The organism is Paraburkholderia sp. D15 (assembly GCF_029910215.1).
Taxonomy (GTDB): domain Bacteria; phylum Pseudomonadota; class Gammaproteobacteria; order Burkholderiales; family Burkholderiaceae; genus Paraburkholderia.
In genome coordinates this window covers 985,769-1,008,665 of sequence record NZ_CP110395.1, presented here as the reverse complement: position 1 = coordinate 1,008,665, position 22,897 = coordinate 985,769, and the positions used below count along the sequence as shown (strand labels likewise).

Annotated in this window: 19 protein-coding genes and 1 tRNA gene; 9 read left to right on the top strand and 11 right to left on the bottom strand. The window is 64.7% G+C overall.

Annotation, left to right across the window (positions count from 1 at the left end):
• Positions 1-252: 252 nt before the first annotated feature.
• From LFL96_RS04345 to LFL96_RS04335, 3 genes are all read left to right on the top strand, one after another.
• Positions 253-1,491 (top strand): FAD-dependent monooxygenase, encoded by a 1,239-nt coding sequence (locus LFL96_RS04345; RefSeq protein ID WP_280998408.1) that lies wholly within the window; start codon positions 253-255, stop codon positions 1,489-1,491.
• Positions 1,492-1,526: 35 nt separating this feature from the next.
• Positions 1,527-2,057 (top strand): VOC family protein, encoded by a 531-nt coding sequence (locus LFL96_RS04340; RefSeq protein WP_281000557.1) that lies wholly within the window; start codon positions 1,527-1,529, stop codon positions 2,055-2,057.
• 112 nt (positions 2,058-2,169) lie between these two features.
• The gene (locus LFL96_RS04335; RefSeq protein ID WP_280998406.1) at positions 2,170-3,150 is read left to right on the top strand and encodes a fumarylacetoacetate hydrolase family protein; all 981 of its coding nucleotides are present in this window, start codon (positions 2,170-2,172) and stop codon (positions 3,148-3,150) included.
• A gap of 67 nt (positions 3,151-3,217) precedes the next feature.
• Here LFL96_RS04335 and LFL96_RS04330 read toward each other — a convergent pair whose 3' ends face one another.
• On the bottom strand, positions 3,218-4,144 hold the full coding sequence (locus tag LFL96_RS04330) for a LysR family transcriptional regulator (RefSeq protein ID WP_280998404.1): 927 nt from the start codon (positions 4,142-4,144) through the stop codon (positions 3,218-3,220).
• A gap of 147 nt (positions 4,145-4,291) precedes the next feature.
• Between LFL96_RS04330 and LFL96_RS04325 the strand changes: the two genes are divergently transcribed.
• The gene (locus LFL96_RS04325) at positions 4,292-4,939 is read left to right on the top strand and encodes a polysaccharide deacetylase family protein (protein ID WP_280998402.1); all 648 of its coding nucleotides are present in this window, start codon (positions 4,292-4,294) and stop codon (positions 4,937-4,939) included.
• A gap of 117 nt (positions 4,940-5,056) precedes the next feature.
• On the opposite strand, the gene LFL96_RS04320 is transcribed toward LFL96_RS04325, so the two are convergent.
• The 5 genes from LFL96_RS04320 to LFL96_RS04300 form a co-directional block, all read right to left on the bottom strand.
• The gene (locus LFL96_RS04320; RefSeq protein WP_280998400.1) at positions 5,057-5,437 is read right to left on the bottom strand and encodes a ShlB/FhaC/HecB family hemolysin secretion/activation protein; all 381 of its coding nucleotides are present in this window, start codon (positions 5,435-5,437) and stop codon (positions 5,057-5,059) included.
• Between the two features lie 87 nt (positions 5,438-5,524).
• On the bottom strand, positions 5,525-6,016 hold the full coding sequence (locus tag LFL96_RS04315) for a GNAT family N-acetyltransferase (RefSeq protein WP_280998398.1): 492 nt from the start codon (positions 6,014-6,016) through the stop codon (positions 5,525-5,527).
• A 185-nt stretch (positions 6,017-6,201) separates the two neighbouring features.
• Positions 6,202-6,291: transfer RNA gene (locus tag LFL96_RS04310), tRNA-Ser, on the bottom strand.
• A gap of 160 nt (positions 6,292-6,451) precedes the next feature.
• Positions 6,452-7,747, bottom strand: coding sequence for a serine--tRNA ligase (gene serS, locus LFL96_RS04305; protein ID WP_280998396.1), 1,296 nt, complete (start codon positions 7,745-7,747; stop codon positions 6,452-6,454).
• Positions 7,748-7,811: 64 nt separating this feature from the next.
• The gene (locus LFL96_RS04300; RefSeq protein ID WP_280998394.1) at positions 7,812-9,125 is read right to left on the bottom strand and encodes a replication-associated recombination protein A; all 1,314 of its coding nucleotides are present in this window, start codon (positions 9,123-9,125) and stop codon (positions 7,812-7,814) included.
• Between the two features lie 459 nt (positions 9,126-9,584).
• Here LFL96_RS04300 and cytX point away from each other — a divergent pair, with 459 nt between their 5' ends.
• Positions 9,585-10,901 carry a putative hydroxymethylpyrimidine transporter CytX gene (cytX, locus tag LFL96_RS04295; RefSeq protein ID WP_280998392.1) on the top strand — a complete coding sequence of 439 codons (1,317 nt, stop codon included), beginning with the start codon at positions 9,585-9,587 and terminating at the stop codon, positions 10,899-10,901.
• Positions 10,902-10,934: 33 nt separating this feature from the next.
• Here the strand turns inward: cytX and speB are convergent, their stop codons facing one another.
• On the bottom strand, positions 10,935-11,924 hold the full coding sequence (gene speB / locus LFL96_RS04290) for an agmatinase (protein WP_280998390.1): 990 nt from the start codon (positions 11,922-11,924) through the stop codon (positions 10,935-10,937).
• A gap of 170 nt (positions 11,925-12,094) precedes the next feature.
• On the opposite strand from speB, the gene LFL96_RS04285 reads away from it, so the two are divergent.
• The gene (locus LFL96_RS04285; RefSeq protein WP_280998388.1) at positions 12,095-13,015 is read left to right on the top strand and encodes a LysR family transcriptional regulator; all 921 of its coding nucleotides are present in this window, start codon (positions 12,095-12,097) and stop codon (positions 13,013-13,015) included.
• 168 nt (positions 13,016-13,183) lie between these two features.
• Here the strand turns inward: LFL96_RS04285 and lolA are convergent, their stop codons facing one another.
• Together lolA and LFL96_RS04275 are read right to left on the bottom strand one after the other, a co-directional pair.
• Positions 13,184-13,918: an outer membrane lipoprotein chaperone LolA gene (gene lolA / locus LFL96_RS04280; RefSeq protein ID WP_280998386.1), complete on the bottom strand. Its 735-nt coding sequence runs from the start codon at positions 13,916-13,918 to the stop codon at positions 13,184-13,186.
• A gap of 328 nt (positions 13,919-14,246) precedes the next feature.
• Positions 14,247-16,562 (bottom strand): DNA translocase FtsK, encoded by a 2,316-nt coding sequence (locus LFL96_RS04275; protein ID WP_280998383.1) that lies wholly within the window; start codon positions 16,560-16,562, stop codon positions 14,247-14,249.
• Between the two features lie 346 nt (positions 16,563-16,908).
• Between LFL96_RS04275 and trxB the strand changes: the two genes are divergently transcribed.
• The 3 genes from trxB to LFL96_RS04260 all read left to right on the top strand — a co-directional run bounded on the left by trxB (position 16,909) and on the right by LFL96_RS04260 (position 19,485).
• A complete protein-coding gene (gene trxB / locus LFL96_RS04270; protein ID WP_280998382.1) occupies positions 16,909-17,910 on the top strand; it encodes a thioredoxin-disulfide reductase in 1,002 nt (333 codons plus the stop codon).
• Between the two features lie 185 nt (positions 17,911-18,095).
• Entirely contained in the window at positions 18,096-18,851 is a 756-nt protein-coding gene (locus LFL96_RS04265) for a Smr/MutS family protein (protein WP_281000555.1), read from the top strand.
• 13 nt (positions 18,852-18,864) lie between these two features.
• The gene (locus LFL96_RS04260; RefSeq protein WP_281000553.1) at positions 18,865-19,485 is read left to right on the top strand and encodes a trimeric intracellular cation channel family protein; all 621 of its coding nucleotides are present in this window, start codon (positions 18,865-18,867) and stop codon (positions 19,483-19,485) included.
• Positions 19,486-19,610: 125 nt separating this feature from the next.
• Here LFL96_RS04260 and fliD read toward each other — a convergent pair whose 3' ends face one another.
• Both fliD and LFL96_RS04250 read right to left on the bottom strand, forming a co-directional pair.
• Entirely contained in the window at positions 19,611-21,122 is a 1,512-nt protein-coding gene (gene fliD / locus LFL96_RS04255; RefSeq protein WP_280998381.1) for a flagellar filament capping protein FliD, read from the bottom strand.
• A 389-nt stretch (positions 21,123-21,511) separates the two neighbouring features.
• Positions 21,512-22,660, bottom strand: coding sequence for a flagellin (locus tag LFL96_RS04250; protein WP_280998380.1), 1,149 nt, complete (start codon positions 22,658-22,660; stop codon positions 21,512-21,514).
• Between the last annotated feature and the right edge of the window lie 237 nt (positions 22,661-22,897).

The following is a 22,897-nucleotide window of genomic DNA, read 5'->3' as shown; positions in this document are numbered from 1 at the left end:
CGGCCGCCGACAACATCGATTCCCTCGTAACGACCCGCGCACCGACCTGCACAAAACGTCCTCACGCCCGAGCCGACTCGAGCGGCTCGCCGATTGAAAACGGAATCTGATTAATCCACACATTATCGTTGCTTCTCGCGCGCCCCGGCTTGTCCTCTAATAGCACCAGACAACGACACCGGCACGCAGTCGCATCGCGACCTTGCCGCGTTCCACCGCCATCCGCTTCGCAGGAACGACTTCAGGCTCGATATGACAGGGACAAGCAACCACACCATCAACGCATTAGGCAGGAATCGCAATCTGCATGTACTGATCGCGGGCGCCGGTATCGGTGGACTCACCGCGGCACTCGCGTTGCTACGGCGCGGCGCGCGCGTCACCGTGCTCGAACAGGCGCCGCAGCTCGGCGAAGTCGGCGCGGGACTGCAGGTAAGCGCGAACGGTACCCGTATTCTGCATCTACTCGGACTGGGCGACGCGCTCGCGCAGATCGCCACACGCCCCGCGCGCAAGATCGTACGCCTCTGGAACACAGGGCAAACCTGGAACCTGTTCGACCTCGGCGGCGAATCGGTGGTGCGCTTCGGCTATCCCTACTACACCGTTTATCGCGCGGATCTGCATCGCATTCTCGCCGAGGCGGTGGCGCGGCTCGATCCGCACGCCATCGTGCTGGGCGAAAAATGCATCGACGTTCGTCACGACGCGCACGAGGCGATCGTCGACACCGCGAGCGGCGGACGCTATCGCGCGGACGTCGTGATCGGCGCGGACGGCGTGCATTCGCGGGTGCGCGGCGTCCTGTTCGGCGACGATCATCCGGATTACTCCGGCATCCTCGCCTGGCGCGGCGTGATTCCCGCCGCCGCACTGCCCGACCATTTGCGCGAGCCGTGCGGCGTGAATTGGGTCGGCCCCGGCGCACATGTTATTCACTATCCGTTGCGCGGCGGCCAGCTCGTGAACTTCGTCGGCGCCGTCGAACGTAGCGATTGGGAAGTCGAATCGTGGACGCAGCGCGGCACCGTCGAGGAATGTCTCGCCGATTTCGAGCACTGGCACCCGGACGTGCGCACGCTCGTGAGCGCCATCGAAACGCCATACAAATGGGCACTGATGGTCCGCGAGCCGATGACCAACTGGACGCGCGGCCGCCTCACGCTGCTCGGCGATGCGTGTCATCCAACACTGCCCTTCCTCGCGCAAGGCGCGGTCATGGCGATCGAGGACGGCTATGTGCTCGCGCGCTGCCTGGACAAATGGGCCGCCGACCCCGAGGTTGCGCTCCAACACTATCAACGCGCGCGCATCGACCGCACGGCGCGCGTGGTGCGCGGTTCCGCCGACAACGCCGCGCGTTTTCACAACCCTGCGCTCGCGAACGCGGAAGGCGCCGCGAACTACGTGGCGACCGAGTGGAACGAGTCGCGCGTGCGCGAGCGCTATGAGTGGATGTTCGAATACGACGCCGAAACGGTCGAGCTTTGATTGCGCGCAACCGTCATGAGAAAAGGAGAAACAGGATGAACGGATTCGTCCCGGTCAAAGGACTACACCACGTTGCCTATCGCTGCCGTGACGCGGAGGACACGCGTCGCTTCTACGAGGATATTCTGGGTTTGCCGCTCGTGCATCTGATCCGTCTGGACACGGTCCCCAGCACCGGCGAACGTTGCCCTTACGTCCATGTGTTCTTCGAGCTCGGCGACGGCTCGTGCGTGGCGTTCTTCGATCTCGGCGATGGCGAAGCTTCCACGCCGTCGGCAAACACGCCGCCGTGGGTGCAACACCTGGCGCTGGAAGTCGCCGACCTCGCCGCGCTCGACACGGCAAAACAGCGACTCGTCGAAGCGCGGATCGACGTGACCGGCCCCACCGATCACGGCTTCGTGAAATCGATCTATTTTCGCGACCCGAACGGCGTACGTCTCGAACTGACTGCGAAGACCATCCCGTCGCTCGACCACGATGCCCCCGCCGACGCACACCGCGCCCTCCAGGAATGGACCCGCGAAAAACAGTTGCGAGCAGGACACACCGCGAAAATCGCCTAGCCGCGAGCGAGGGCGCCCGCGGCGCGCTCGAAGAATATCTGCACGGCGCGAAAGCCGGCATCCATTACACGTTCTGAAACGACTTCCCTATTTCCATCAGTTGGAGAATTGAATGAAACTCGCATCGCTCAAGCGCGGCGGCCGGGACGGCTCGCTGATCGTCGTCTCGCGCGACCTGTCTACTGCTGTCGCCGCGAATACGATTGCGCCCACGCTGCGCGACGCGATCGAAAACTGGCCGGCGGTCGAACCCGCGCTGCGCGAGCTCGCCGCGAAGCTCGAAGCGGGCGACGCCGTCCACGCGTTCGCGCTCGACCCCGCCACGCTGGCCGCACCGCTGCCGCGCACGTTCCAGTGGGCCGACGGTTCGGCGTATCTGCATCATGCGGAACTGGTGCGCAAGGCGCGCAACGCCGACATGCCATCGCTGCTTTACGAAGAACCGCTGCTCTACCAAGGCGCGTCCGACTCGTTCATCGGCGCGCGTGACGACATTCTGCTGCCGCGCGAGGAATGGGGCCTCGACCTCGAAGCGGAAATCGCCGTGGTCACCGGCGACGTGCCGCTCGGCTGCACGCCGGCCGAAGCCGCCGGCCACATTCGTCTCGTGATGCTGCTCAACGACGTAAGCCTGCGCAACCTGATGCCGTCCGAGCTTTCGAAGGGCTTTGGCTTTTTCGTCTCCAAACCTTCAACAGCATTCGCGCCGGTGGCCGTGACGCCAGACGAACTCGGCGACGCATGGGATGGCACGAAGCTCTCGCTGCCGGTAGCCAGTCACGTGAACGGCAAGCTGCTCGGCCGGCCCAATGCGGGCGTCGATATGTACTTCGATTTTTCCCGTTTGATCGCATTCGCGGCGACCTCGCGCGAGTTGCGGGCGGGCACGATCATCGGTTCGGGCACGGTGTCGAATCGCGATCACTCGGCCGGATCGTCGTGCCTGCAGGAAAAACGGATGCTGGAACAGATCGAGCACGGCGCGATCACGACGCCCTTTCTGCGCGCCGGCGACACGGTTCATATCGACGTCACGGACGCGAGCGGCCAGTCGGTATTCGGTGCGATCGATCAGCGCGTGGTCGCGCCGTAGCGCAACCGCCGTGCAACGCGCCACTTGCAATGCCGAAAGCGGTGAGCGACCGCGATCGACACGTTCGCTAAGCGGCCGCGCCGCCCGTGCGGAAGAGCGGCGCGGCGCAGCGTGTGAGCACGTCGGCAAATCGGCGCACCGTGGCGAGATCGCGGCCGCCCGTGGTCGTGATTGCGTAGTAGTCGATCTGCACGACGGGATTGACGAGCGGATGAATCTGTACCTTGTAGCGGCGGCAGGCGCCGAGCACCATCGACGGCATCACGGCAATGCCCATGCCGGCTTCCGCGAACGCGATGGCCGTCTCGAGATGGCCGACCGTGATGTGACCGGCGGTACCCACATTACGCTCGCGCAGATGCTTGTCGACGAGTTCGCGAACAGGATTACCCGGCGGCGGCAAGATCAGCGGGTAGCTACCGAGATCGGGCCACGACAGCGGTTTCACGATGCTGCCGTTGGGGCGCCTGCCCGCGAGCTTCGCGGCAGCAACGAGTTCCATCGGGAAGATCGCTTCGCGCTTGATGCCCGAAACCTTCTCGAAGAACGCGCCGAAACCCACGTCGACTTCGCGCGACGCCACGAGCGACTGCACGAACTGCGGCGGCGTATCGACGAGCGATACACGCACGTCGGGCGCCAGTTGCGCGAATTCGCGCAGCGCGGCGGGCATGACCGACGCAGCGATGAGCGGTGTAACGGCGACGCGCAGCGACGTCTCCTGCTGTGCGCCCAGCACGCCCATGTCGAGCGCGGTTGCCTCCAGGATCTCGACGGTGCGCTGCGCGGCGGGAAGAAAACTCAGGCCGCCTTCGGTGAGCGTCACGCTGCGCGTGGTGCGATGGAAGAGCCGCGTGTCGAGCTGAATCTCGAGTTCGCGCACGCTCGCGCTGAGGCCGGCTTGCGTCACATGGAGCTGTTCGGCCGCTTTCGTGAAGTTTTGATACTTCGCCACGCCAAGGAACGCCCGTAGTTGTCGCAATGTGATATTCATCAGGAATCTTTATGAATTAATCAGAAAAAGCGCTACCGTAGTTGCTGTTTGCGCGCTGACTGCGTCTGAATCTACACCAGCCGGGGGCGGCATCGCAACGCCAGTTGCAACGGTCGCCGGCGAACCCCATGAGGAGACAACGAGCGAATGAAAAACATCTCGCTGACATTCGATAACGGACCGGATACTTCCGGTACGCAGCACGTACTCGACGTGCTGACGCGGCACGATATCCGCGCGACGTTCTTCGCGCTGGGCTCGCGCGCGGTCGAGCCGGAGGGTCGTGCGTGGCTCGAACGCGTGCGCGACGGCGGCCATTGTGTGGGCAATCATTCGTTTCATCATCGCGTGCCGCTTGGCGAGGATCGCGGCCAGGAAGCCGTCGAGCGCGAAATCGTGCAGACCGAGGCGGCGCTTGCGCCCTTCACGGGCGGGCGCAAGCTGTTCCGGCCTTTTGGCGGCGGCGGACGCGTCGGTCCGCATTTGCTGAGTGCGGAGGCAGCCGACTATCTGGTGCGCGAACGCTATACGTGCGTGCTCTGGAACTGCGTGCCCGGCGACTGGCTCGACGAAGACGGTTGGGTCGACAAGGCGCTCGCGCAGTGCGCGGCGAGCGAATGGCCCGTGGTCGTCATGCACGACAGTTATCCGCGCGCCATGCGGCAACTGGAAAGGTTTGTTTGCGCGCTGAAGGACGGCGGTTACACGTTTTCGCAGGACTGGCCGCTTGAGGTGCTGCCGATCGTGGAGGGGGTAGCCGGTGCGCAGCTTGCGGACATCACGGCGCCGCGCTGACCTCGGAAAGAGACGCACGATTCCCCGTCGATCTTTTCACTGGGACACCTAGCTAGTAATTCCAGTTGACGGTCGCGAGCACGAGACTCGCTCGCGGCCCCAACGCCGCAGGCTGCGTCAGCGCACGCCCAACCAGCGCCTCCGCCGACAGCATCTGCCGATGCCACAACCATTGCGCGCTTGCAGTCCCCGGTCTCCGGCAATGGCGCCTGGACGAAATCCTCGAACCATATCCATGCCGTCGAGGTACAACCGCTCGGAGCCGTACAGCGCCACGTTCGTGAATTGCCCACTCAGCGTCCCGCGATAAGCGAACAGGGATCGCCCCAGTTTGGGCAAAGGCACCATCATCGATGCAGTCGCATCGAGCGTGAAGTTGCCCGTCGCATCGTTCAACACGAAATTTCGCAACCAGTTTCCACCAATGCGCAGCACGGCAATGTGCTGCGGATCGAACAGGATGTCGTTGATTTCACGGTCGGTACGCTGCCAGGACAACGTCGCACCCAGGTTATCGGCCTCCCCCCGCGCGATAGTGCATGACGCCGGACTCGATATTCTGCCGATCCGCCATGAGCAATTCAGCTATACGCACCGCCCCAAGACGATCAGCTCGCCAACGAACCGCCGATTGACCTTGCGCCGGATTTCCGCGAAGCCCTCTCGCTGCCAGAAAGCAAATCCACGAGCATTCGTGGAGACCACCGCAAGCTGCATTCTGCTGCAACCCCAACGACGCGCCGTCGCGGCGAGCATCTCCAGCGCCTCTTTCCCGTATCCCTGACTTTGACGGGCCTCGGAGAAGAGAAGCAAACCGATCCACGCGCAGTCATCGGTTGGCCATGCGCGAATCACATCGGCGCATCCGATCATGCTGCTCCCGGCGTAGAAGCCAAACAACGATTTGTCGGCCGCGCTCTTGCCGTCAGGCGTGCCATGGAAAAAATCGTCAACGTCCTCCGTCGACGGTGCGCGCCCCTCGACTAGCTGAGTGTAGGAAGGCGCATCGATGAAGATGCGCAGCACGTCGGCGACATCGTCTTGCGAGTCGCTGTTAAGTGGACGGATCGTCAGCATCGGGCGCACCTGCGATAGAAAGGTGCGCCATTTTATGTCCGTCTTTTCATCGTGACGCGAGCACCACGCACGGACCTCCGGAAAATCGAAGTCGATCCGTCACAACCGGCCTGAACCCACCAACAACTTTCCGGCCCACAAAGCAAAACCCCCGCAGAACTTGCGTTCTGCGGGGGTTTTAAATTTGGCGGAAAGGGTGAGATTCGAACTCACGGTACCCCTAAAGGTACACTGGATTTCGAGTCCAGCGCATTCGACCACTCTGCCACCTTTCCGGGTATTCCGACTAAAAGCACTGAAGATTTCTCTTCGCTTTTTCATCAGATCCAAGCGGGTCGTTGCTTGGGAGAGAAAGATTATAGAACAGCTGAAACCGGATTCCAAGCCCTTCGACAAAAAAACTTCAAAAAACCTGGGGGACCGCTTCCGCGGCGATCAAGCCGCCGACACTTCCAGCCGCTCCACGCCACGCAGATACGGACGCAGCGCCGCCGGCACCGTCACCGAACCATCGGCGTTCTGGAAATTCTCCAGCACGGCGACCAGCGTACGGCCCACCGCGAGCCCCGAGCCGTTCAGCGTATGCACCAGCTCCGGCTTGCCTTGCTCGTTGCGAAAGCGCGCCTGCATCCGGCGCGCCTGGAACGCCTCGGTATTCGAGCAGCTCGAAATCTCGCGATAGGTGTTCTGCGCCGGCACCCACACTTCGAGGTCATAGGTCTTCGCGGCGGAGAAACCCATGTCACCCGTGCACAGCGTGATCACGCGATACGGCAGCTCCAGCTTCTGCAAGATCGCTTCCGCATGCCCGACCATCTCTTCCAGCGCCGCGTACGACGTTTCCGGCGCGACGATCTGCACCATCTCGACCTTGTCGAACTGATGCTGACGGATCAGGCCGCGCGTGTCGCGACCATACGAACCCGCTTCGGAGCGGAAGCACGGCGAATGCGCGGTCAGCTTGATCGGCAACGCGTTCGCTTCGACGATGCTGTCGCGCACCGTGTTCGTCAGCGAAATTTCCGACGTGGAAATCAGATACTGCGTGACCGTGTTCTCTTCGCCGCCCTTCTCGACGCGGAACATGTCTTCCGCGAACTTCGGCAACTGGCCGGTGCCGTACAGAATTTCCGGATTCACGATATACGGCGTATAGACCTCCGTATAACCGTGCTGCTCCGTGTGCGTGTCGATCATGAACTGCGCGAGCGCGCGATGCAGACGCGCAATCTGACCGCGCAGCAACGTGAACCGCGCGCCCGAGAGCTTCGCGCCGGTCTCGAAGTCGAGGCCGAGCGGCATGCCCAGGTCGACGTGATCCTTGACCGCGAAATCGAACTTGCGCGGCGTGCCCCAGCGGCGCACTTCGACATTGCCGGATTCGTCCGCGCCTTGCGGCACGCTGTCGTGCGCGACGTTCGGCGTGCTGAGCAGCAGGTCCGACAGACGCTTCTGGATCTCGTCGAGCTTGAACGCCGACGCCTTCATCTCGTCGCCGATCCCGCTCACTTCGGCCATCACCGCCGAGGTGTCCTCGCCCTTGCCTTTGAGCACGCCGATCTGCTTGGACAGGCTGTTGCGGCGCGCCTGCATTTCCTCGGTACGGGTCTGGGTGTCGCGGCGTTCCGCTTCGAGCGCGGTGAAGGCCGCGGCGTCGAAGGTATAGCCGCGTTCGGCGAGGCGCTTCGTGACGCCGTCGAGGTCTTTGCGCAGCAGTTGAATGTCGAGCATGGGATGGGGCGGGTGTTCGTTGTGTGAAGCAGGGATTTTAACGCACCGCCGCCCCCGCCAGGCCTCAACCCTTCTTCGGCTTGTTCTCGCTGCGCCATTGCGCGTCCAGCTCGGCGAGGCGCGCCATCTTGTCGCCGATCTTGCCTTCCAGACCGCGCGGCGTCGGTTCGTACCAGTGCGGATCGCGCATGTCGTCCGGCAGATAGGTTTCGCCGGCCGCGTACGCGTCCGGTTCGTCGTGCGCATAGCGGTATTCGTGGCCGTAGCCGAGTTCCTTCATCAGTTTGGTCGGCGCGTTGCGCAGATGCACCGGCACGCCGCGCGACTTGTCCTTGCCGACGAACGCGCGCGCGAGGTTGTACGCGTTGTACCCCGCATTCGACTTCGGTGCGACCGCCAGGTAGATCACCGCCTGCGCGAGCGCCAGCTCGCCTTCGGGCGTGCCGAGGCGCTCGTAGGTTTCGGCGGCGTCGAGCGCGATGCGCGCCGCGCGCGGATCGGCGAGGCCGATGTCCTCCCACGCCATCCGCACGATGCGGCGCGCGAGGTAGCGCGGGTCCGCGCCGCCGTCGAGCATCCGGCAGAACCAGTAGAGCGCGCCGTCCGGACTGCTGCCGCGCACCGATTTATGCAGCGCGCTGATCTGGTCGTAGAACGCGTCGCCGCCCTTGTCGAAGCGACGCAGATTCTCGGCGAGCGCGCTGCCCAGCAGTTCGCCGTCGATCTCGCCTTTCTTCTGCTGCGCGGCCGCGCGCGCGACGATTTCGAGGTTGTTCAGCAGCTTGCGGCCGTCGCCGTCGGCTGAACCGATCAGCGCGTCGCGCGCTTCGTCGGTGAACGTGAGGCCGCCGAGTTCCTCGCTCGCGCGTTCCAGCAATACGCGCTGTTCGTCGTCGTTGAGGCTCTTCAGCACGTAGACGGCCGCGCGCGACAGCAACGCGCTGTTCACCTCGAACGACGGATTCTCCGTGGTCGCGCCGACGAACACGAACAGCCCCGACTCGACGTGCGGCAAAAACGCGTCCTGCTGGCTCTTGTTGAAGCGATGCACCTCGTCGACGAACACCAGCGTCTGATGCCCGTTCGCGCGATGAATCTGCGCGGTCTCGACGGCCTCGCGGATATCCTTCACGCCCGAGAGCACCGCCGACAACGCGATGAACTCCGCGTGGAACGCGTCGGCCATCAAGCGCGCGAGCGTGGTCTTGCCGACGCCGGGCGGCCCCCAGAGGATCATCGAATGCGCTTCGCCGGATTCAAATGCGACCCGCAGCGGCTTGTTCGCGCCGAGCAGGTGGGTCTGTCCGATCACTTCGTCGATATTGCGGGGGCGCAGCCGTTCGGCGAGCGGGATATTGGCGCGGGTTTCTTCGAACATGACGTGTCGGGAATGATCCCGGTGTGCGGTGTGGCCGGCCGCGTCTCGCATGAAGCGCGCTACGCGGCGGGCGGCCGGATAAGCAGGGCCGGCACGGGCAGCGTGCGGGCAACGTCCTGCATTATGACAGTGACGGCGCGCGGAAGCGGCCGGAAGGCCGGACGCCGCGGGAGGCAATCCAAATCCATCGCGCCACGACCGGAAGCCGCGAGCAGGCGTACGGTATCGCGCAGCCGCCGCGGCCGCTTCGCCAACACCTCGGGCGAGCCGTAAGATCTTTTAGCGATAATCCCGGGTTCGCAGCGCGCGCCCGTCGCGCGAAGGCAATCGATTCAACGCCATACGAAGTAAGCAATACGCAAAGCGACACGCGCACGGCATGCGTTCCACCGACCGCATGCCGGCGCGGCAACACCAAACAAGCAACCAACGAGCAACACGAACAAGAGACACGACCCGATGGCACACGATCCAATCGCCGGCGACGCCGGCTCCACCTACGCACCGCTCACACCGGTGCCCGACGCACGCCGCGCGTTCCGCACCGGCGATGCATTCGCGCTCTGGTTCTCGCTCGGTATCGGACTGCTCGTCGCCCAGGCGGGCGCGCTGCTGGTGCCGGGCCTGTCGCTGCCGCATGCGCTGCTGGCCATCGCGCTCGGCAGCGTGATCGGCGTGGTGCTGCTGGCGCTCGCGGGCGTGGTCGGCACGGACACGGGGCTCGCGGCGATGTCGTCGCTGCGGCCGACGCTCGGCGTGCGCGGCGCGTCGGTGCCCGCCGTGCTGAACGCGGTGCAACTGGTGGGCTGGGGATCGTTCGAGGTGATCGTGATGCGCGATTCCGCCGATGCGCTCGCCAAACAGGCTTTCGGCCTGTCGATGCCGCTGATCTGGACCGTGATCTTCGGCCTGCTCGCGACGCTGCTGGCGATCAGCGGCCCGCTGTCGTTCGTGCGCAAATTCCTGCGCACGTGGGGCATCTGGCTGCTGCTCGCGGGCGCCGCGTGGCTGTCGTGGAATCTGCTCGCCAAACACGATCTGGCGGCGCTGATGCGCCGTCCGGGCACGGGCGAGATGTCGTTCGGCGGCGCGATCGATCTGGTGGTGGCGATGCCGCTGTCATGGCTGCCGCTGATCGCCGACTACACGCGCTTCGGCCGCAAGGCCGGCGAGACCTTCCGCGGCACGCTGCTGGGCTATGGGATCGCGAATCTGTGGTTCTACGCGCTCGGCGCGATTTACGGTCTCGCGGCGGGCGGCGGCGATGCGCTCCTGACCGGCGCCCTGGCCCAGGCCGGTGGCGGCCTCGCGCTGCTGCTGATCCTGATCGACGAAGTGGACAACGCCTTCGCCGACATTCACTCGGCGGCGGTTTCGACCGGCACCTTCTGGACGCGCGGCAGCGTGCCGATCCTGTCGGCGGCGTTCGGCGCGTTGTGCACGCTGGTCGCGCTGCTGGTGCCGATGGCGAAGTATCAGAACTTCCTGTTGCTGATCGGCTCGGTGTTCGCGCCGCTGTTCGGCGTGGTGCTGGTGGATCACTTCATCGTGCGCAAACGCCGGCTCGACGCCGCCGCGCTCGCCGACCCGCGCGGCCGTTACGGCTTCTCGGGCGGCTGGCATCTGAGCGCGTTCATCGCGTGGGCGATCGGCATCGCGGCGTATCAGGCGATCAACACGTGGCTGCCGGACCTGGGCGCGACGCTGCCCGCGCTGGCGATCGGCGGGCTCGGTTATTTCGCGCTGGTGTCGGTGCGCAAGACGGCGTACGCGTGACGGCGCACGCCTGACGCCTCGCGCGTCACCGTTTCAACGCGTCGCCGCGCGATACTCGACGCCGGGCAACACGCACAACAACTCGAACGCGAGATTCGCGCCGAGCAACGCGGTCGTGCCGAACGGATCGTACGGCGGCGCGACCTCCACCAGATCGCAACCGACGATATTCAGCCCATGCGCGCCGCGAATGATTTCGAGCGCCTGCGGCACCGTCAATCCAGCGATTTCCGGCGTGCCCGTGCCCGGCGCGAACGCCGGATCGATCCCGTCGATGTCGAACGTGATGTACACCGGCGCGTCGCCCATGCGCTCCCGCACGCGCGCCATCAGCGGCACCAGCGACTGGTTCCAGCATGCCTCGGCCTGCACCACGTCGAAGCCCTGGTCGCGGCACCAGTCGAAGTCTTCCGCCGCGTAGCCGGTCCCGCGCAAGCCGATCTGCACGACGCGCTCGCAATCGAGCAGACCCTCTTCCACCGCGCGGCGGAACGGCGTGCCGTGCGCGATCTTCTCGCCCATCATCGTGTCGTTGACGTCGGCGTGCGCGTCGACGTGAATCAGCCCGACCTTGCCGTGCTTGCGATGAATCGCGCGCAGGATCGGCAACGCGATGGTGTGGTCGCCGCCCAGGGTGATCGGCTTGCAGTCGTGCTGAAGGATCTCGTCGTACGCGCTTTCGATGCGCGCGATCGAGTCATGCAGGTTGTACGGATTGATCGCGACGTCGCCGAGATCGGCAACCCGCAGCGAATCGAACGGCGCGGCGCGCGTCGCCATGTTGTAGGGGCGCAGCAGCACCGATTCGCTGCGGATCTGGCGCGGTCCGAAACGCGCGCCGGTGCGGTTGGAGGTGCCGAGATCGAACGGCACGCCGACGAAGCAGGCGTCGAACCCTTCGGCCGAGCCGACGTTCGGCAGACGCATCATGGTCGCGATGCCGCCGCAGCGGGGCATCGCATTGCCGGACAGCGGTTGCGGCCGCTCACCGGCGTCGGGAGAAATGAAGGAAGAGGGTTTCATCGTGCCTCGGCAATGGAAAAGGTCTGCATGCTAAAAACGCGCGAACCGGCCGAGGAGAAGCGTGAGCATCGCACCTTGCCGGGCGAATCTGGATTTTTCAGCAGTTTCCTCGAAGTTAAAATACGAACGGAATAAACTTCACATCGATTTCCAACGATGTATGCTTCAGCATGTTCTCCCAACTCACCGATCTCGACCTGCGGCTGATCCGCGTATTCCTCGCCATCGTCGATGCGGGCGGCGTCTCGCCCGCCCAGGCGACCCTCAACGTCGGCCAGTCCACCATCAGCACGCAGCTTGCCACGCTCGAAACGCGCCTCGGCTACCGGCTGTGCGAACGCGGACGCGGCGGCTTCAGCCTGACCGCGCGCGGCGAGCAGTTCATCGACGCGGCACGCGCGCTGCTGGCCGCCGTCGATACCTTCGGCATGCAGGCGCGCAACGTCGGCCGCAAGCTGGTCGGCACGCTCGATATCGGCATGATCGGTCATACGCCGGTGTCGGCGAGCGCGCGCATCAGCGAGGCGATCGGCCGCTTCCGCGCGCGCGACCAGTCGGTGCGCTTTTCGATTCTGGTGCGCTCGCCAGGTGAGCTCGAAGAGCTGCTGCTCAATGGGCGGATCCAGATCGGCATCGGCTATTTCTGGCATCGCGTGCCGTCGCTCGAATACACCGAGGTGTTTGCCGAGGATCAACTTGCCTATTGCGCGAAGGGACATCCGCTGTTCGCACGGGCGGGGGCCGTGCCACCCGCCGAGGCCGCGCAGCACGAGTGGGCATGGCGCAGCTATCCGCTGCCCGAAGCCGAAAGCTCGACCACCCCGCAGAACGTCACCGCGGTCGCCGACAACATGGAAGCGGTGGCGATGCTGGTGCTGTCCGGGCATCACCTCGGTTATCTGCCGGGACATTTCGCGGCGCCGTTCGTGCAGCAGGGTTTGCTCGCGGCGCTGAATCCGGAGCAGATGCGCTATCGCGTCGCGTTTCATATGGTGACGCGGGCGCGGCAGCATCGCACGGATATCGTCGAGGCGTTCATCGACGATATGAAGGCCGCGCATCCGGCGCAGGTGCTGGAGGTGGATAAGTAGCCGGGGTGGTGAGGCGTTGAACGACGCGTGCGGCCATGAAACGAAAACGGCCCGATCGGCTTGTGCCGATCGGGCCGTTTCGTTCAGACGGCAACCTCGCTAGAACCCCACGTTGCCGCGCAGTTTCAACATCCGTATCGCGGACGTGTAGCGCACCAATGCGAGCGCTTAACCGTTGATCACATCGGCGCCCTTCGGCACCGTGAACTTGAATGCATCCGCCGGCAGCGGCGGGTTCTTCTGGATGTTCGAGAAGGTCAGCAGCGTGACGTTGCCGAACACGTCGTGCAATTCCATCGCTTCGAGATTGCCGTCCTTGAAGCCGATGCCCACGCGCTGGAACTGCGTGTCCTTCGCCTTCGGCGTCAGTTCGAGCCAGTCGATGCCGGCCTTCACACCCGCGTCGCGCAGCGTGAAGTTCTTGTCCAGATCGTTGCTGCCGAACAGGATCGCTGCCGGGCTCGCGCCAAGCGCGCCACCGAGGCTACGCACCGTCACCTGGTTCAGGTCCTTGTCGTACACGTAGAGCTTGTCGCCGTCCGCCTGCAGCAACTGCGCGTAGGGCTTCTCGTATTGCCAGATGAACTTGCCCGGACGCGCGAACGTGAACGTGCCGCTCGACGTGCCGGTCTTGCCCGCGCCGCCGGTGGACAGCGTGCCGCTCGCGCCCTGCGCCTTGCTCGGCGCACGCACTTCCTGCTGGACGAAGGTGCCGCGCGCCGAATGCACCTGCGCGACAAAGGCCTTCAGTTGCTCGGTGCCGCTCGCGAAGGCCTGCGACGCCACCAGCATCGACGCGCCGATCGCCACGCTGCCGATGCCACGCACGAGCGTGCGGGCGAGATGGCCAAAACCGCTGGATTGAGCACGCTGGGAAGCATGCTGCTGCGCGAATCGCTGCATAGTTGTTTTCTCCCTTGATTGAATTCGTTGAGCGCGCCGGATGCGCCGGCCGGCCCGTTCGGGCGAAGCACGTGACGGGCCTGAAAGTCATGCGTCGCGGACGGCAAAGGCCGAAGTTAAGGCTCAGGCCCAAGCTCAGGCCGACGCCGAAATTGACGCCAAGGCCACGCCGCTGCACTGGCTGCTGGCGTGTCGGGCCGGGTTCGAACATCGCTGCGCTTACAGCCCTCGGCTCAGACACCGCCATGCCCACCGCGTCCACTGTCCGGCGTAGCTTATGCGCCAAGCCTTAAATGAGCCTTAGCGAGCCTTAGCGCGGCGCGAAGCCTTATTCCGCTTCGCGCGCGGGCGCGAGAATCTCGCGATTGCCGTTCGACGACATCGCCGAGACCACGCCCGAGTTCTCCATCTGTTCGAGCAGCCGCGCGGCACGGTTATAGCCGATGCGCAAATGCCGCTGCACCAGCGAGATCGACGCACGGCGATTCTTCAGCACGACGTCCACCGCCTGGTCATACAGCGGGTCCGACTCGCCGTCGCCCGTGCCGGTTCCGCCGGCGCCCGCCGAGCCTTCGTCGCCCTCGCCCGTCACGCCGCCTTCGAGAATGCCCTCGATATAGTTCGGCTCGCCCTGCTCCTTGAGCTTGTCGACCACGCGGTGCACTTCCTCGTCCGACACGAACGCGCCATGCACACGCACCGGCAGACCGCTACCCGGCGGCAGATACAGCATGTCGCCCATGCCGAGCAGCGACTCCGCGCCCTGCTGGTCGAGAATGGTGCGCGAGTCGATCTTCGACGACACCTGGAACGCCATCCGCGTCGGCACGTTGGCCTTGATGAGGCCGGTGATCACGTCCACCGACGGCCGCTGCGTGGCGAGAATCAGGTGAATGCCGGCCGCGCGCGCCTTCTGCGCGATCCGCGCGATCAACTCTTCGACCTTCTTGCCGACCACCATCATCAGGTCGGCCAGTTCGTCGATCACGATCACGATATTCGGTAAACGCGAGAGCGGTTCCGGATCGTCCGGCGTGAGGCTGAACGGATTCGGCAGCTTCTCCTCGCGCCTGGCCGCTTCGTCGATCTTGTTGTTGTAGCCCGCGAGATTGCGCACGCCGAGCTTGCTCATCAGCTTGTAGCGGCGTTCCATTTCGGCCACCGCCCAGTTCAGCGCGTGACCGGCCTGGCGCATGTCCGTCACCACCGGACACAGCAGATGCGGAATGCCTTCGTAGACGCTCATTTCGAGCATCTTCGGATCGATCAGGATCATCCGCACCTGGTCGGCGCTCGCCTTGTAGAGCAGCGACAGGATCATCGCGTTGATCCCCACCGACTTGCCCGAACCCGTCGTACCCGCCACCAGCAAGTGCGGCATCTTCGCGAGGTCCGCGCACACCGGCTTGCCGCCGATGTCCTTGCCGAGCCCCATGGTCAACGGCGATGCGGCGTCCGCATACACGGCCGAGCCGAGGATCTCGGACAGGCTCACGGTCTGGCGGCGCTGGTTCGGCAATTCGAGCGCCATGTAGTTCTTGCCCGGAATCGTTTCGACCACGCGGATCGACACGAGCGACAGCGAACGCGCGAGGTCTTTCGCGAGACCGACGATCTGGCTGCCCTTCACGCCGGTAGCCGGCTCGATCTCGTAGCGCGTGACGACCGGCCCCGGATACGCGGCGACCACGCTCACTTCGACGCCGAAGTCCTTGAGCTTCTTCTCGATCAGTCGCGAGGTGAATTCGAGCGTGTCGGCGGAAATGGTTTCCTGCGCGACCGGCGCCGCGTCGAGCAGCGAGATGGGCGGCAAGGTGGAGTCGCCCGGCAGGTCCGTGAAGAGCGGCACCTGACGCTCCTTCTCGACGCGCTCCGACTTGGCCGGCGTGACGACCGGCGGCACGATCACCACCGGCTCGTGCTCCTCGATCCGCACGCGGCCCTTCTCGACCTTGCCTTCGCGCTTGACGGCCGCCGCTTCGCCGAGCTTGCGGTCACGGCCCGCCTCGCGGCGCAGCTTGGCGAACGTCACGGCGGAAATGATCGACTCGCCGACCTTCTCCGATACCGACAGCCACGAGAAGCGGAAATACAGCGACAACCCGATCGCGAGTGCGATCAGCAAGGCCAGCGTGCCGCCGGTGAAGCCGAGCGCATGCGACACGCCGCGCGCCACCGCCTCGCCGATCACGCCGCCCGGCGCGCGCGGCAACTGCACCTTCAGCGACCACATGCGCAAGGCCTCGATACCGTCGCAGGCGAGCAGCACCAGCACGAACGCGAACGCGTCCGCAAGCCAGCTGACGTCGCGCGGCTTGTCTTCCTCGACGCTCTCCTGACGGGTGATGCGTTTGTAGTTCGCGGAGATGTGGCGGCCGAGCAGCACGATCCACCAGTAGGCCGACAGCCCGAACAGCAGCAGCAGGATGTCCGAGGTCCACGCGCCGACACGGCCCGCCCAGTTGGCGATATGGTCGACCTGCGCGGCATGGGTCCAGCTCGGATCGCGCCGGCTGTAGCTGACGAGCGCCATGAGCAGGAACACGCCGAGCGCCACCTGCAGGATCCAGCGGATTTCGGTGAAGAGGCGCGACATGCGGTGAGGCAATGCCTGTGCGCTCGCGGAATAGGGAGCTTTTGCCATTGATCCTGTTGCGTGTGGGGCCGCGTGCGGCCGATTCCCGGCTGGCGCCTTGTCCAGCATGGCTGCGAACCCGTGCGCGGCGACCGGAAACTTCGATCCGGCCTATTGTAAACGCAGTACCCCGCGCCAGGCTGTAAATGACGGTAACCTGGCCGATCGGCCAGGGCGGGCGAACGCCGGCTGAGCAGCCGCCGTGACGCCGGCACGCTATCGGGGCGATCGAAAAGCTTCATAAAGCAGGCTCGCGCCCCGCCCTTTATAATGCGCGACTGACACCCATCTGTAGTTTCAGCTCAAGTCGCACGGCCTCGCATGGGCGAGCCCGGCGCCGTAAAAGGATTCGATCATGCCCGCTACTTCCACGAAACACGCCAAGGTTCTGATTCTCGGTTCCGGCCCGGCCGGCTACACCGCCGCGGTCTACGCGGCGCGCGCCAACCTGGCGCCGGTGCTGGTCACGGGTCTCGCCCAGGGCGGCCAGTTGATGACCACCACGGACGTCGAAAACTGGCCGGCGGACGCGAACGGCGTGCAAGGCCCGGAACTGATGGCGCGCTTTCTCGAACACGCCGAGCGCTTCAACACCGAAATCATTTTCGACCACATCCACACGGCCAAACTGGACGAAAAGCCGATCCGCCTGATCGGCGATTCGGGTGAGTACACCTGCGACTCGCTGATCATCTCGACCGGCGCATCGGCACAGTACCTCGGCCTGCCGTCGGAAGAAGCGTTCATGGGCAAGGGCGTGTCCGCCTGCGCGACCTGCGACGGCTTCTTCTACAAGCAGCAGCACGTGGCCGTGATCGGCGGCGGCAATACCGCGGTCGAGGAAGCGCTGTACCTGTCGGGTATCGCGAAGAAAGTGACCGTGATCCATCGCCGCGACAAGTTCCGCGCCGAGCCGATCCTGATCGACCGTCTGCTGGCGAAGGAAAAGGAAGGCGTGGTCGAGATCAAATGGAACCACGTGCTCGACGAAGTCACCGGCGACCAGTCCGGCGTGACCGGCCTGCGCGTCAAGCACACGCAAACCGGCGCGACCGAAGACATCGCGTTGCAGGGTGTGTTCGTCGCGATCGGCCACAAGCCGAACACGGACATCTTCGCCGGCCAGCTGGAGATGAAGAACGGCTACATCATCACCAAGGGCGGGCTGAACGGTTTCGCGACCGCCACCAGCGTGCCGGGCGTGTTCGCCGCGGGCGACGTGCAGGATCACGTGTATCGCCAGGCGATCACGAGCGCCGGCACGGGCTGCATGGCCGCGCTCGACGCACAGCGCTACCTGGAAACCATCGACGAAATGGCCGGCGAACACGCGATGAGCCAGGAAGCCGAGCGTTGATGTGAAGCGGATGCGAAGCGCCGGCCGGAAAGGCTCGGCGCGACGGTAAAATGCCGGCTGGGCGTGGCCCGGCCGGTAACGCGACAAAGGCCGCGGCTGCCAAGCCCGCGGCCTTTTTTGCGTCTGTGCGCTTGCCCGATGTCAACCTCGCGCGATCGATCTACTTTCTGCGTTGCCTTGCCGATATGCCGAAGAATCAGCCCCACCCGAACGAACCGAAACGCCCGCGTCCCGCCGCCCGGCCGGCGCCGGAGCCCGTCGCGCCCGCCAAGGTGAAGCTCGAACCGGCCGCCGGTCTCGCGGGCCTCGGTGCGTTGCGCGAAGCGTTGAAGGGCGACGCGCAGCGCCGCGAACGCGAGCGCGCCGCCGCGGCGGCCGCCCAGCGCGAAGCATCGGCGGATGCCGATCTGTTCCGCCGCGAAATCGGCGAAATCGCGCCGCTGGGCGTGCCGCCGCGCGCCACGTTGCCGCGCAATCCCCCGCCGCCGCTGCCGGTGCAAACCAAACTCGACGAAGAAGCCGTGCTGCACGAAGCGATCTCCGACGAGTTCGATCCCGAAGTGCTGCTCGATACCGACGAGACGCTGTCCTATTGCCGCCCCGGTATCAGCCAGGAAGTCGTGCGCAAACTACGGCGCGGCGACTGGATCGTGCAGGCGCAGATCGACCTGCACGGCATGCGTCGCGACGAAGCGCGCGAGGCGCTGGCGGAATTCATCCGCGAATCGGTGAAGCGCGGCCTGCGCTGTCTGCGCGTGATTCACGGCAAGGGCCTGGGCTCGATCGGCAAGGAGCCCGTGCTCAAAGGCAAGGTGCGCGCGTGGCTCGTGCAGAAGTCCGAGGTGATCGCGTTCTGTCAGGCGCGGCCACATGACGGCGGCGCGGGTGCGGTGGTCGTGCTGCTGCAGCCGGGCGCATCGCCGGCTCACCCGAAAATCTGAGGCCGGCGCGGTGATTCATCCGAGGTTGAACCTGGCGCTCGCCGTCATGGAAGCGCTGGCGATTTTCGCGTACGCGATCTCCGGCTTCATCGAAGCCCGCAACCGCCGGCTCGACGCGGTCGGCACCTTTCTCGTCGCGATCGCCACGGCCTTCGGCGGCGGCACGCTGCGCGACGTGCTGCTGGAGCGCCGTCCGTTCTATTGGGTCGAGCATCAGGGCTATCTGATCACGATCTTCGCGATGTCGGCGTTCGCGCCGATGCTGCTGAGGATGACCTCGCTGCTGCTGTCGCAGCGCGTGCTGCTGGTCGCGGATGCGATCGGGCTCGGATTGTTCAGCGTCGCGGGCACGTCGATCGCGCACGAAGCGCAGATGCCGTGGTTCACCTCGGTGATGATGGGCGTGCTCACGGGCGTATTCGGCGGCGTGATCCGCGACGTGCTGTGCAACGAAGTGCCGCTGATCCTGCGCGACTCGCGGCCGTATGCGACCTGCGCGTTCGTCGGCTGCTGGCTGTACGTGCTGCTCGATTACGCGGATGTCGACACGGTGTACAGCGTGTTGATCGCGACGGGATTCATTCTGCTGGCGAGGCTGGTGACGTACCGCTTCGATGTGCGTTTGCCGCATTGAAGAAGCGCCAAGGCGCGGTAAGCCAAGACAAACCGCAACAAGGTCGTCCATAAAAACAAACGCCGCATCGTTCACGCGCTCAAACCAGCGCGCTGACGATGCGGCGTTTTGCCGACCTGACTACCTTACTTGTTGGTCGCCAATGCGCCCGCGCTCTTCGAGCCGCCGAACAGCGCGGTCAGATACGCGGAGTTGTTGTTCATCGTCGCCATCAGCTTGTTCAGCGCGGTGAACTGGCTCTGATACTGATTGGTCAACTGCGTCGCGTAATCGGCCAGCTTGGTCTGCTGCGCGGCGATGCTTTTCAGGTCCGCATTCAGCGCGCTGTTGCGCGTGTCGATGATGCCGCCCGTGCGCGTGAACTCGGTGATGCTCTTGTTCAGCTTCGCGCCGAGACCGTCGGTCGTGTTGAACAGTTGCGCGACGCGCGCCGGGCTGTTGTTCAGTGCCGCGGTCAGCTTCGCGTTGTCGATCACCAGCGTGCCGTCGGCGGGATCGCCCTTCAGCGAGATGCCGATGTGCGCGAGGCTCACCACCGACGTCCCCTTGCCCACTCCGCCGCCGACGATCGACGCCAGCGCGTTCTTGATGGTCAGCAAGGTCGAATCGCCGAGCAGCGCGCCGCCGGTCTTCGACGTCTTGTCGTACGAAGACAGCTTGTTCACCGTCGTGACGACCGTGTTGTACAGATTCGCGAAGTTCGTGATGGCCGAGTTCTGCGCGGTCGTGTCCGCCGCAACGGTCACGGTCTGCGTGGTGCCGACCGAATCGCGCGACAGGTTCAGCGACACGCCCGAAATCGCGTCGCTGACTGCGTTGGTGGCGCTGCGCGCGTCGATGTCACCGATCGTCAACAGCGCGTCCTGCGCCACATCGCTCTGACGCCATGCCTTGCTGCTGTCGGCCGACACGAAGCTCGACGCGCCGCCGTCCGCGCCGGGCGTCGACTTCACGCCGAGCGCCGATAGGCCCGCGTCGTTCTGCACGCCGCTGGTGGTCACGTCGATCGTATTGGCCGAGCCCGTGTTCGCCGCGCGCAGCACGAGGTGCGCGCCGCCCGTGCCGGTCACGATCGTGGCCGTGACGCCGGGATTGTTGCTTGCCTTGTTGATCGCGTCGGCAATCCCGCCGAGCGTGTTGTTCTTTTCGTCGACGGTGATGTCCATCGACTTGCCGCCGACCGCGATGGTCAGCTTGCCGGTGCCCAGTTGCGCGGTCGAGCCGAAGGCCGCCGACGACAGGCTCTGCGACGTGGCGATCTGCTTGACCGCGACGGTGTAGCTGGCCGCGACCGCGCCGGCGCCGGCTTTCGGGTCCAGCCCCTTGCCGCTGGCCGTGGCCGCGAAGGTGGAGAGCGTCGTGCCGTCCGACAGATTCTTGATGGCCGCCTGCAGCGCCGTCAGCGCCGAGCTGAGCGCGCCGTATGCCGACAGCGTGGTGGTGTCCGTGCTTTGCTTCGCCTGCAAGGCCGCCGACTGGCCCGCCGTTTTCGCATTGACCAGCGCCGACACGAGGCTCGCGACGTCCATCGTCGAGTTGCCGGTCGAGCCGCTGATGATGGACTGCGCGGCGTTCTGCACCTGGTTCTTCGCGTTGGCGGTCGCCGTGTTGACCGACGTGGTATTGATCGTAGACATGCAATGGCTCCGTGCGTCGAATTATTCGTTTTGTGCCGCTGTGTGTGCCGTTGATTCGCCGGCCCCGTTCATTCGCCCCATCGGTCCGGTCGCGGCTTCTATTACAAATTTTTCAAATGTTACATCATATTTCATCAGATCTTTGTGACGTTTCCCCGGAAATATCCGGTGCGATTCGCAATCGCTCGGTCTGAGGGGAAAACTGCGCGTAAAGCGCGCGAGACGCACCGCATCGGCATGCTGCAATGCAGCGGCGGCGCCGGGATCTGAAGAAATACGGCTACCCGGCGGCGTGGCCCGCCGGGTAGCGCGAACCGCCCGATGTGTCGTCGCGCGAAACACGCGACGCCACACCAGCGGTACTTGCCACAACGATTACTGCAACAGCATTACTGCAACAGCTTCAGCACTTGCTGCGGGTTCGAGTTAGCTTGCGCCAGCACCGAGATGCCCGCTTGCTGCAGCACCTGCGCCTTGCTCAGATTCGCCGTTTCCTGCGCGAAGTTAGCGTCGGTGATTTGCGACTGTGCCGACGACAGGTCGGTCGACTCGGCTTGCTGCGACGTAGCGATGGCCGTGAAGCGGTTTTGCGCGGCACCCAGCGATGCCTGCAGGTTGTTGACCGTGGCCAATGCGTTGTCGATCGAGACCATCGCCTGATTCGCGCCCGTGACCGTGCTGATGTTCAGGCCCGAGACCGTCGGCGGCGTGTTGATCGCGTTGATCTCCGCGATCGACGCCGTTGCCGCGCTCGCCGCGGTCGTGCCCATCGATGTCGCCAGCGCGGTGCTCAGCGTCAGGTTGGTGACGGCCGTACCCGTGCCGGCTGCCGTACCGTTGCTGAAGATGTTGCCAACAGCCGTCGACGAGATGGCCTGGTTGTTCTGGTCCGTGAACGTGTAGCCGCCCTTGCCGTCCGACAGCACGTTCACCGTGGTGATCGCCGCGCCGGTTGCCGTGTACGCACCGCTTGCGTCCGTCGTGACCGAGATCGAACCGACGGATTGACCGGTTTGCACCAGGCCGCCACCGATCTTCGCTGCCGACATCGATTGGCTCAGGTTCAGGCTGATCGTCTGACCGACGTTCGCGCCGACCTGGAACGTGACGTTGCCCGCCGAGCCATCCAGAATGTTCGTGCCGTTGTAGGTGGTCTGCGACGCGATACGGTTCACTTCCGAGATCTGCGCGGCGACTTCCTTCTGCAGCGCGGCCTGGTCGCTCGACGACAGCGAACCGGTCGAAGCCTGCACCGCCAGCTGACGGATACGCTGCAGGCTGGACGTCAGCGACGACAGCGCGCTCGACGCGGTCTGGATCATCGACACGCCGTCGTTCGCATTCGACACGCCTTGATTCAGGCCGTTGATCTGCGTTTGCATACGCGTCGAGATCGCGAGACCTGCTGCGTCGTCGGCCGCGCTGTTGATGCGCTTGCCCGAGGACAGGCGCGTGATGGCTTGCGAGAGCGCGCTTTGCGAGCCGTTCAGGTTTTGCTGCGCAACCAGCGAGTTGATGTTGCTATTGATTCCGAGCATGGAAATCTCTCAAATAAGCATTGGATTTATTTATCACCGACATCGGCAACGGCGAAATCATGCGTTGATGTTCACCGCATCAAGATTGACGGCCCGGATCGGCAAAACTTGAGAGACAGATAGAACGTTTTCTTCAATAATTTTTGTCGATTTTCGTGACACCGGCATAGCGCGACATTTGCCATCCTAACTAATGACAGCGCAATACAAATTGACCGGAAAGCGCGCACCCGCCTG